This is a genomic window from Acidocella aquatica, assembly GCF_030160635.1.
Classification (GTDB): domain Bacteria; phylum Pseudomonadota; class Alphaproteobacteria; order Acetobacterales; family Acetobacteraceae; genus Acidocella; species Acidocella aquatica.
In genome coordinates this window covers 1-9,430 of record NZ_BSOS01000061.1, presented here as the reverse complement: position 1 = coordinate 9,430, position 9,430 = coordinate 1, and the positions used below count along the sequence as shown (strand labels likewise).

General features: G+C 65.1%; 7 protein-coding genes and 1 pseudogene. 5 read left to right on the top strand and 3 right to left on the bottom strand.

Features of this window, described 5'->3' with window-relative positions; translation table 11 throughout:
- Positions 1 to 268: pseudogene (locus QQJ84_RS09365) on the top strand (4-hydroxy-2-oxovalerate aldolase); the annotation flags it as partial.
- A gap of 1 nt (position 269) precedes the next feature.
- Here QQJ84_RS09365 and QQJ84_RS09360 read toward each other — a convergent pair.
- Entirely contained in the window at positions 270 to 1,163 is an 894-nt protein-coding gene (locus QQJ84_RS09360) for an aldose 1-epimerase (protein ID WP_284257901.1), read from the bottom strand.
- Positions 1,132 to 1,866, bottom strand: coding sequence for a FadR/GntR family transcriptional regulator (locus QQJ84_RS09355; RefSeq protein ID WP_284257900.1), 735 nt, complete (start codon positions 1,864 to 1,866; stop codon positions 1,132 to 1,134). The genes QQJ84_RS09360 and QQJ84_RS09355 overlap by 32 nt, the downstream gene beginning before the upstream one ends.
- Before the next feature lie 216 nt (positions 1,867 to 2,082).
- On the opposite strand from QQJ84_RS09355, the gene QQJ84_RS09350 reads away from it, so the two are divergent.
- From QQJ84_RS09350 to araD, 4 genes are read left to right on the top strand one after another with little or no spacing between them, the layout of a single operon-like run.
- Positions 2,083 to 3,009, top strand: a complete 927-nt coding sequence (locus QQJ84_RS09350; RefSeq protein WP_284257899.1) for a dihydrodipicolinate synthase family protein — start codon at positions 2,083 to 2,085, stop codon at positions 3,007 to 3,009.
- Positions 2,976 to 4,574 (top strand): aldehyde dehydrogenase (NADP(+)), encoded by a 1,599-nt coding sequence (locus tag QQJ84_RS09345; RefSeq protein ID WP_284257898.1) that lies wholly within the window; start codon positions 2,976 to 2,978, stop codon positions 4,572 to 4,574. The genes QQJ84_RS09350 and QQJ84_RS09345 overlap by 34 nt, the downstream gene beginning before the upstream one ends.
- A complete protein-coding gene (locus tag QQJ84_RS09340; RefSeq protein WP_284257897.1) occupies positions 4,571 to 5,527 on the top strand; it encodes a 2-hydroxyacid dehydrogenase in 957 nt (318 codons plus the stop codon). The genes QQJ84_RS09345 and QQJ84_RS09340 overlap by 4 nt, the downstream gene beginning before the upstream one ends.
- A gap of 24 nt (positions 5,528 to 5,551) precedes the next feature.
- Complete coding sequence (gene araD, locus QQJ84_RS09335; protein ID WP_284257895.1) at positions 5,552 to 7,312, top strand: L-arabinonate dehydratase; 1,761 nt, start codon at positions 5,552 to 5,554, stop codon at positions 7,310 to 7,312.
- A 144-nt stretch (positions 7,313 to 7,456) separates the two neighbouring features.
- Here the strand turns inward: araD and QQJ84_RS09330 are convergent, their stop codons facing one another.
- The gene (locus QQJ84_RS09330; protein ID WP_284257894.1) at positions 7,457 to 9,280 is read right to left on the bottom strand and encodes a thiamine pyrophosphate-binding protein; all 1,824 of its coding nucleotides are present in this window, start codon (positions 9,278 to 9,280) and stop codon (positions 7,457 to 7,459) included.
- Positions 9,281 to 9,430 lie beyond the last annotated feature (150 nt).

Below are 9,430 nucleotides of genomic sequence, written 5' to 3'. Positions count from 1 at the left end.
CGATTTGTTCAAACTGATGGATGCAGCGGATGATCTGGTGCGCCCGCTGCAGGACCGCCCGGTGCGTGTCGACCGCGAATCCTTGAGCCTTGGCTACGCGGGCGTGTATTCCAGCTTCCTCCGCCACGCCGAAAACGCCGCCAAAACCTATGGCGTCGACACCCGCGAAATCCTCACCGAACTCGGCAACCGCCGCATGGTCGGCGGCCAGGAAGACATGATCATCGATGTCGCACTCGACATCCTCAAACAGCGCGCGGCCGGGTAATTCAGCGGGCTTCCACGGATAAAACGATTTGCGCGTGCATCGTCTCATTTGGCGCCAGCACGCGCATTTCCGCCGGGGCGCGGTTGATGGCGTCGGTGCTGTGGGAGACGGGCTCAAAGGCGAAGAAATCCCGTCCCTCGGGCACGAAGAGAACCGCATGACGCAGCGGCGGCGTTGCGGTGAGCCGCAGGGTGAGGTGCTCGGCCGGATAGCTGATTTCAGCCATGCCGTCCCAGCCATAAAAGCCATTATCCACAACATGCGCGCCGATCCGCGCGCCGCGCGCGTAGGCATCGCACAGATCCGTTGCCGTGGCGGCGGGCAAGCCGTCCGGCCCGTTGCGCCAATATCCGCTGGCGTTGAAGCGCAGCACCGCCCCGCTGTGGCGCGGAAAATAGAGGTGATGGCCAAACCCCGCCGGAAACGGGCGCGTACCGGCATTGCGCAAGGTCAGGCCGATCTGCAGCGCGGTTTCAGTTAAGCAATAGGTTTGCGCCGCCTCGTAGGCGAAGGGAAAATACGGCGTCTGCGCCTCGCCCGGCTGGTAACGCAGCGTCAGGCGGGCCGTATGGCTCGTGGTCCCGGCCACCTGCCAGGCGGCATACAGCGCGTTGCCGTGCATGGCATGGCGCGCATCGCGCACATCACGCGGCAGGTTGTAGCTCTCCCCGGCGAAGCAAAAACGCCCCTGCGCGATGCGGTTGGAGAAGGGGATCAGCGGGAACGAGGCGAGATCGCGCACGGTGGCGGCGCCCGGCGCGGGGGGGCGCAGCAGCGCCAGCCCATCATGCCACCAACCGGCGATGGCGCCGCCCAGCGCGGGGGCCAGATGCAGCCGCATCGCCCCGGCGGCCAGGCGCAGCTCAGGCGCCGGCCAGGATGCGGTTGCGGGCATTGTCGATATGGCGGCGCATCGCCGTGCGGGCGGCTTCGGGGTCATGCGCGCGGATGGCGGCGACGATGGCCCTGTGTTCCCCCTGCACAACGCGCAGGCGCTCCGGGCTGCTCAATGAGAGGCTGCGCGCCACATGCATGCCGGCGAAGATATGCGCCGAGAGAGCGTCAAGGCTCTGGATGAAGAGGCCGTTCTGTGTCGCGCGGGCGATGGCGGCGTGAAAATGCTGGTCCGCGTCCACGCCCACCTGTTGCGCCGCCACTACATTGTCCAGCTCAGCCAGCGCCGCCTCGATTTCGGCCATGGTTTCCGATGTCTGCCGTTGTGCCGCCAGGGCCGCGGCCTCGCCTTCGAGCGCGATGCGCAGCTCATAACAGCGCATCAGATCAGCCATCGCGCCGATCGGCGCCAGGCGCAAAAACTCATCGCGCGGGCGCTTGACGACATAGGTTCCCGCCCCGTGGCGGGTCATCACCAGCCCGTCGGCCTGCAGGCGGAAAATCGCCTCGCGCACCACCGGGCGGGAGACGCCGAACATCTCGCACAGCCGGGCCTCGGCGGGCAGGCGCTCACCCTCGGGCAGCACGCCGCCGACGATCTGCCCGACAATCTGCTCGTAGAGCTGGTCAGCCAACCGCGCCGAACGGCGCAGCGGGCCGAAACCGGGGGGCTCTGGCCTTGTGGTCGCGAGGGGGGTGGTCAACGGTGGTGTCCTCCTGCGGTCTTATAGCCGGGGGAGGGCGGGTGGAGGCAAGATAAAAATCATCATACATAAACTTGTATTACAAGTTTATAAATTTGTTGCTTAATATCGAGCCCCTGGTTTATAGAGGCTTGGGTATACTGACCATCTGATTCTGCATGGTGGAATTTATATAACAAATTATGAGTGACAAAGCTTAGAGGAGGAGACGAGCCCATGAGTTTCACCGCCGCGCAGTTCCGTGCATGTCTAACCGGGATCTCCGGCATTCTGGTCACGCCGTTTGACCAGGATGACCAATTTGCCCCGGCCCGGCTGCGCCCCGTGGTCGAACGGGCGGTTGCGGCGGGGGTGCATATCCTCACCGCCAACGGCAACACCGGCGAGTTTTATGGTCTTACAACCCTTGAGGCCGAGCGTGCCGTGCACACCGCGGGCGAGATGATCGCGGGGCGCGCGCCGCTGCTGGCGGGCATCGGGCGCGCCATGGGCGATGCTCTGGCGCTGGTGAAGGCCTCCCGCGCCGCCGGGGCCGCGGCGCTGATGGTGCATCAGCCGCCTGACCCGTTTGTGGCGCCGCGCGGGGTGGTCGAATATGTCCGCCGCATCGCCGATGCCGGGGCGGGGCTGCCGGTGGTGATCTATCTGCGCAATGACGGCATCGGGCTGGACGCCATCGAGGCGCTGTGCCGGATTCCCGAGGTTGTGGGCGTGAAATGGGCAACCCCGGCGCCGCTGCGCCTGGCCGAGGCGATGCGCCGGGCCGATCCTGCCATCGTGTGGGTCGGCGGGCTGGCGGAGACCTGGGCGCCCGCGTTCTATGCGGTGGGCGCGCGCGGCTTCACCTCCGGGCTTATCAATGTCTGGCCGAAACATTCCATGGCCATCCACGAGGCTCTGGAAGCAGGCGATTACGCCCAGGCGCGCGCGTTGATCGCGGTGATGGAAAGCTTTGAGGCCCTGCGCGCGGAAGAAGGCAACGGCACCAATGTTTCAGTGGTGAAGGCGGCGCTGGCGCTGATGGGCAATGATTGTGGCGCGGTGCGCCCGCCGGGCGCCTGGCCGCTGAACGCGCGCCAGGACGCGGAGCTGCGCCTGCGCCTGGCGGAATGGAAATTGACGCCCAAGCCGGTGGCGGCGTGATGGACGCGGTGATGCGGCACGAAGGCCTGACGCTGCTGGGCGGCGGCGGCGTGAAAACCGGGGCGGTTGCCTTCCATGGCGTGGCGGCGGCCACGGCGGCGGCGCTTCTGCCCGGTTTTGGCGAGGCGGATGCCGGGGATGTGGCGCAGGCCTGCGCCTGGGCGGAAGCGGCATTTGATGTTTACCGCGAGACCGCGCCGCAGCTTCGCGCGGTGTTTCTCGAGACCATCGCAGCCGAAATTATGGCGCTGGGTGACCCGCTGGTTGAGGCTGCCTGCGCCGAATCCGGCCTGCCGCGCGGGCGCATCGAGGGGGAGCGCGGGCGCACCTGCGGGCAGTTGAAGCTGTTCGCCGCCGTGCTGCGCGCCGGGCGCTTTGCGGATGCGCGGATAGACCCCGCGCAGCCGGCCCGTGCGCCGTTGCCGCGGGCTGATTTGCGGCTGCGCAATATTGCGCTCGGGCCGGTGGCGGTGTTCGGCGCCAGCAATTTCCCGCTCGCCTTCTCTGTCGCGGGCGGAGACACGGCCTCCGCCCTGGCGGCTGGCTGCCCGGTGGTGGTGAAGGCGCATCCCGCGCACCCGCAAACCTCCGCGCTGGTGGGGCAGGCGGTGGCGGCGGCGGTGGCGGCGTGCGGCCTCCCTGCTGGCGTGTTCTCGTTGCTGTTTGGCGCGGGCAATGCGCTGGGCGCGGCGCTGGTGGCGGATGCGCGGATCAAGGCCGTGGGCTTTACCGGCTCGCGCGCCGGGGGGCTGGCGCTGGCGGGCATCGCCGCGCGGCGGGCGGAGCCGATTCCGGTTTATGCCGAGATGAGCAGCATAAACCCCGTGCTGCTGATGCCGGCCGCCCTGGCGGCGCGCGGCGCGGCGCTGGGGGCGGGCTTTGCGGCCTCGCTCACGCTGGGGGCGGGGCAGTTCTGCACCAATCCCGGGCTGCTGCTGGCGGTGCAGGGGGATGGGCTGGACGCATTCGCCGCCGCCGCTGCCACGGCGCTGGATGCCGCCCCGGCGCAGACCATGCTGAGTGCCGGCATCCGCAACGCCTATGAGACCCATATGGCCGCGCGCCTTGGGCATGCGCATGTGCGGGTATTGGCGCGCGGGGCAGTGGGCGCGCTGTTTGCCGCCGATGCCGGGGTGTTCATGGCCGATGCCGCGCTGGCGGAGGAGATTTTTGGCGCCGCCGGGCTGTTGGTGGTCTGCCGCGATTTCGCGCAACTGCATGAGGTGCTGGCCGGGCTGGAGGGGCAGTTGACCGTGACGTTGCAGATGGACGAACCCGATTATGAGGCCGCCCGCGCGCTGCTGCCGCTGCTGGAGCGCAAGGCCGGGCGGATTCTCGCCAATGGCTGGCCGACCGGGGTGGAGGTGTGCCACGCGATGGTGCACGGCGGGCCGTTCCCCGCGACTTCGGACAGCCGCACGACCTCGGTGGGCAGCAAGGCGATCGAGCGGTTTCTCCGCCCGGTCTGCTACCAGGATATTCCCGCCGCGCTGTTGCCGCCGGAGCTGGCGGATGACAACCCGCTGGGCCTGCCGCGCTTGGTGGATGGGGTGATGCGGGGATGAAGCCGCGCCTGGTGGTCACGCGCCGTTTGCCAGACGCGGTGGTAGCCCGCGCCGCGGCGGAGTTTGAGGCGCTGTTCGCCGATGACATGGCGCCGCAGGACGCGCTGGCGGCGGCGGTGACGCACCGCGCGGCGGCGCTGCTGGTGAGCGGGCGGCTGCGGCTGGATGCGGGGTTGATCGCCGCGCTGCCCCCGAGCGTGCGCATTGCCGCCAATTGCGCCGCCGGGTTTGACAATATCGACATCGCGGCGGCCAGGGCGCGGGGGCTTATCGTCACCAACACGCCCGATGCGGTGAGCGATTGCACGGCTGATTTCGCTTTCATGCTGATGTTGAACGCCTGCAGGCGCGGGGCGGAGTATTCGCGGATCATGCAGGCGGGCTGGCGCCGGAGTTTTGGCATGGATGAAATGCTGGGCCTGCGCGCCAGCGGCAAGCGCCTTGGCATTCTGGGCATGGGGCGCATCGGCCAGGCGGTGGCGCGGCGCGCGCGCGGCTTTGGCATGCGCGTGCTCTACCACAACCGCACCCCGCTGGCGCCGGAGCTGGCGCAGGGGGCGGAATATTTCGCCACGCTGGAGGCGATGCTGCCGCATTGCGACATCCTCAGCCTGCACGCGCCGGGCGGCGAGGCCACGCGCGGCATCATCGGCGCCAAGGCCCTGGCCCTGCTGCCGCGCGGCGCCGTGCTGGTGAACACCGCGCGCGGCGCGCTGGTGGACGAAGCGGCGCTGATCGCGGCGCTTGGCTCCGGGCAGTTGTTTGCCGCCGGGCTGGATGTGTTCGCGCGGGAGCCTGATTATGATCTGCGGTTGCGCGGCTTGCCGAATGTGTTCCTGACGCCGCATATGGGCAGCGCCACGCTGGAGACGCGCACGGCCATGGGCATGCGCGCGCTGGATAATATCGCCGCCGTATGTGCCGGGCTGCCGCCGCTCGACCCGCTATATTAATGAAGCAAAGAAGGAAGGATTGCCATGACAGATGAACGCTCCGCCCCCGCTGGGGCGCGCAAGACGCCAGAGGAATTGCGCTCGGCGCGCTGGTTCGGCCCGGCTGATCTGCGCTCCTTCGGCCACCGCTCGCGCGCGATGCAGATGGGCTACGCACCCGAGGAATGGGCAGGCCGTCCGGTGATCGCCATTCTAAACACCTGGTCCGACCTGCAACCCTGTCACTCCCATTTCAAAACGCGGGTGGAGGATGTGAAGCGCGGCGTGTTGATGGCGGGGGGCTTTCCGGTGGAGCTGCCCGCACTCTCGCTCTCGGAGAGCTACCTGAAGCCGACCTCGATGCTATACCGTAATATGCTGGCGATGGAGGCGGAGGAGCTGCTGCGCGCACATCCGGTGGATGGCGTGGTGCTGATGGGCGGCTGCGACAAAACCACCCCCGCTCTGCTGCTGGCGGCGACAAGCATGAACATCCCCGCCATCTTTGTGCCCGCCGGGCCGATGCTGCGCGGCAACTGGCATGGCAAAACCCTTGGCTCGGGCAGCGACAGCTGGAAATACTGGGACGAGCTGCGGGCTGGCAAGATTACTGACAAGGACTGGCTCGGCGTGGAGGGCGGGATCGCCCGCTCCTATGGCACCTGCATGACCATGGGCACGGCCAGCACGATGACCGCCATCGCCGAGGCGGTGGGCATGGTGCTGCCCGGCGGCTCATCGATGCTGGCGGCGGATTCCGGACATATCCGGCTTGCTTCTGAATCCGGCAGGCGCATCGTGGAGGCGGTGTGGGAAGATCTCACGCCCCGGAAGATACAGACCTTCGAAGCCTATGAAAACGCCATTGCCGTGGCGATGGCGATGGGCTGCTCGACCAATGCGATCATCCATCTCATCGCGATGGCGCGCCGTGCCGGACATGCGATCGGCCTGGCCGATTTCGAGCGGTTCTCGCGCAAGGTGCCGGTGATCTGCAATGTGCGCCCCACGGGTGATACCTATCTGATGGAAGATTTCTTCTACGCCGGCGGGATATTGGCGCTGATGAACCAGATGCGCGAACATCTGCATCTGGGCTGCATGACCATCAGCGGGCAGACCCTTGGTGAAAATATCGAAGGCGCGGAAGTCTATAATGAAGACGTGATCCGCACGCTCGACAAGCCGATTTATGGCGAAGGCTCGCTCGCGGTGCTCACCGGCAACCTCTCCCCCCAGGGCTGCGTGATAAAGCCCGCGGCGATGGACCAGAAATTCCTGAAACATTCCGGCCCGGCCGTTGTGTTCGATGATTACCCGAGCCTGAAGAAGGCGGTGGATGATGAGAGCTGGGACATCACCGCCGATCATGTGCTGGTATTACGCAACGCCGGGCCGCAGGGCGGGCCGGGGATGCCCGAATGGGGCATGCTGCCGATGCCGAAGAAACTGCTCAAGGAAGGCCACAGGGATATGCTGCGGATTTCCGATGCACGCATGAGCGGCACGAGTTACGGCGCCTGCGTTTTGCATGTGGCGCCTGAGAGCTTCATCGGCGGCCCGCTGGCGCTGCTGCGCACTGGCGATATCGTGAGCATCGATGTGGATGCGCGCAGCATCAAAATGGAGGTCTCCGAGACCGAACTCGCCGCGCGCCGCGCCGCCTGGGTGGCCCCGGCGGCACATTACGAGCGCGGCTATGGCTGGGTGTTCACCAAACACATCCAGCAGGCTGATGAGGGGTGCGATTTCGATTTCCTGCGCACCGATTTCGGCGCCCCGGTGCCCGAACCCTCGATCTACTAAACTTTAGAAAAAGTTTTTGGGCAGGCCGCTTTTTGTAAAAAATGCGGCCTGCCACCTTCGCCTGGTGGAAAGTCATGAGGACTAATTCTTCACCACACTCATAGACAGGGTGAAATATCCGCTTCGGGAAAACGCCAAGCCGATTTACTTAACCATCACCTTCTCACTCTCTTCCGTCAGCGGCACCAGCATCTGCGCCCTTAATTCCTCGCGCGGCAGCAGCGGTGTCATATCCTCCAGCGGCATTGAGAGCATCGTCCCATCCGCCTGCGGCACCGCAATCGCCTTCGGCCAGAGCGATTCATTGGGCGTCACATGAATATCGCACAAAATCGGCCCCTCATGCGCCAGCGCCGCCGCAATCCCCGCGTCCAGCTCACTTGCATCGCGCACACTCATCGCTTCCAGCCCCATCGCCTTCGCAACCGCCACCAAATCGGGCATGAACAACCCGCCCTCCGGTCCGGTCCCCACATACCTTCCTTCAAAATAATTGCGCTGCGTATTGCGGATCGAGGCATACCCGCCATTATTGATAATAAAAATCTTCACCGGCAAATTCTGCCCCCGCAGCGTCGCCAGCTCCTGCAAATTCATCATCAAACTGCCATCGCTCTCAATACCGATACATTCGCGCCGCCCGCTCGCAACACAAGCCCCGATCATCGCCGGAATCCCATACCCCATCGAGCCCAGGCCGGAAGTCGTGCACAGCCTCTGCCCCGCCTTGTTCAAAAAAGTCATCCAGAAAGACTCAATCGCCAACCCTGACCCGCCAGTCATAATCAGCATATTCTCTGAAAATCCCCTTGAGAACGCATCAATCAACTGAAAATGCGAAATTTCGCCCCGTGCCGGATACGCCTTCCCCTGGTTCAGGGCATACCGCTCCTTCCACCCCGCATAAAGAGCAAACCAATCCACCCGCGCGCGCCGTTTCACCAAATCGTGCCGCGCCACCACGGCTTCCATAAAATCCCTGGCATCAGCGAGAACTTTTAAATCTATCGGGTGCGTGAACTTGTCCAGCTCCACCGGATCCACATCCACCACCACCTTGCGCGCATTGCGCCCAAACCGCGCGGGATTGAACGCGGTGACTGAATTATCCAGCCGCACGCCGATACAAATCAACAAATCAGCATTCTGCACCGCAAAATTCGGCGCGCGCAGCGCCACCGTCCCCGGCTTGCCAAAGTTCAGCGGATGCTCAGCGGGAATTAAATCCATCGCATTCCACGTCACCGCCACCGGTATGCCCATCGCCTCATACATCCGGCGGCAAACCTCCGCCGCCCCGCCCAGGCGCACGCCATGGCCGATAAAAAACATCGGCCGCTCCGCCTGGTTGATCATCTCGATCATCCGCGCCGCCGCCTCACCCAAATCCGGCTTCGCTTCCACCGGCGGAACAAACCCGCGCAGGCTCGCCACATCAACCGGCCCGCCCTGAATATCCAGAGGCACATCAATCCAAACCGGCCCGCGCCGCCCGGTCATCGCCAGATGCAGCGCCTTCTCCAAATGGTGGCGCAAATCAGCGGCATCCATCACCGTCACGGCATATTTCGTCATGCCGGCCACCATGGCAACGATATCCACCTCCTGCGGCCCTTTTTGCCGCAGCCCGCTGTCCAGCTTTAAATCACCGCGCTTCACCTGTCCCGAGATCACCAGCAGCGGCGCCGATTCCGCCCACGCCTCGCCAACGCCGGTAATCGCATTGGTTGCCCCCGGCCCCGATGTCACCAGGGCGACGCCAATCCCCCCGCCCGCCCGCCCATAGGCCTCCGCCGCCATCGCGCTGGCCTGCTCATGATGGTTCGCCACCACCTCCAGCCCCTCGGCCTGCCCCACGGCGTCTACAAGAAACATATTCCCGCCGCCCGGCACCAGAAAAACGGATTTTATCCCCCGTTCCACCAGAAAAGAGGCAATAAAATCAGCGCCGCGCACCGCAATGGTCATAATATCTCCAAGCCAAAAAATATGTTACCCCAATGATGCCAGATACCCCGCCGTGTCGGCAATCTGTTCATCTAGCCTGTGCAGGGGTAATCCCCCCGTTTTTAACGGGGCTTAATGGTAGAATTCACGCGGCGAGTTTCAGTTTCTGGG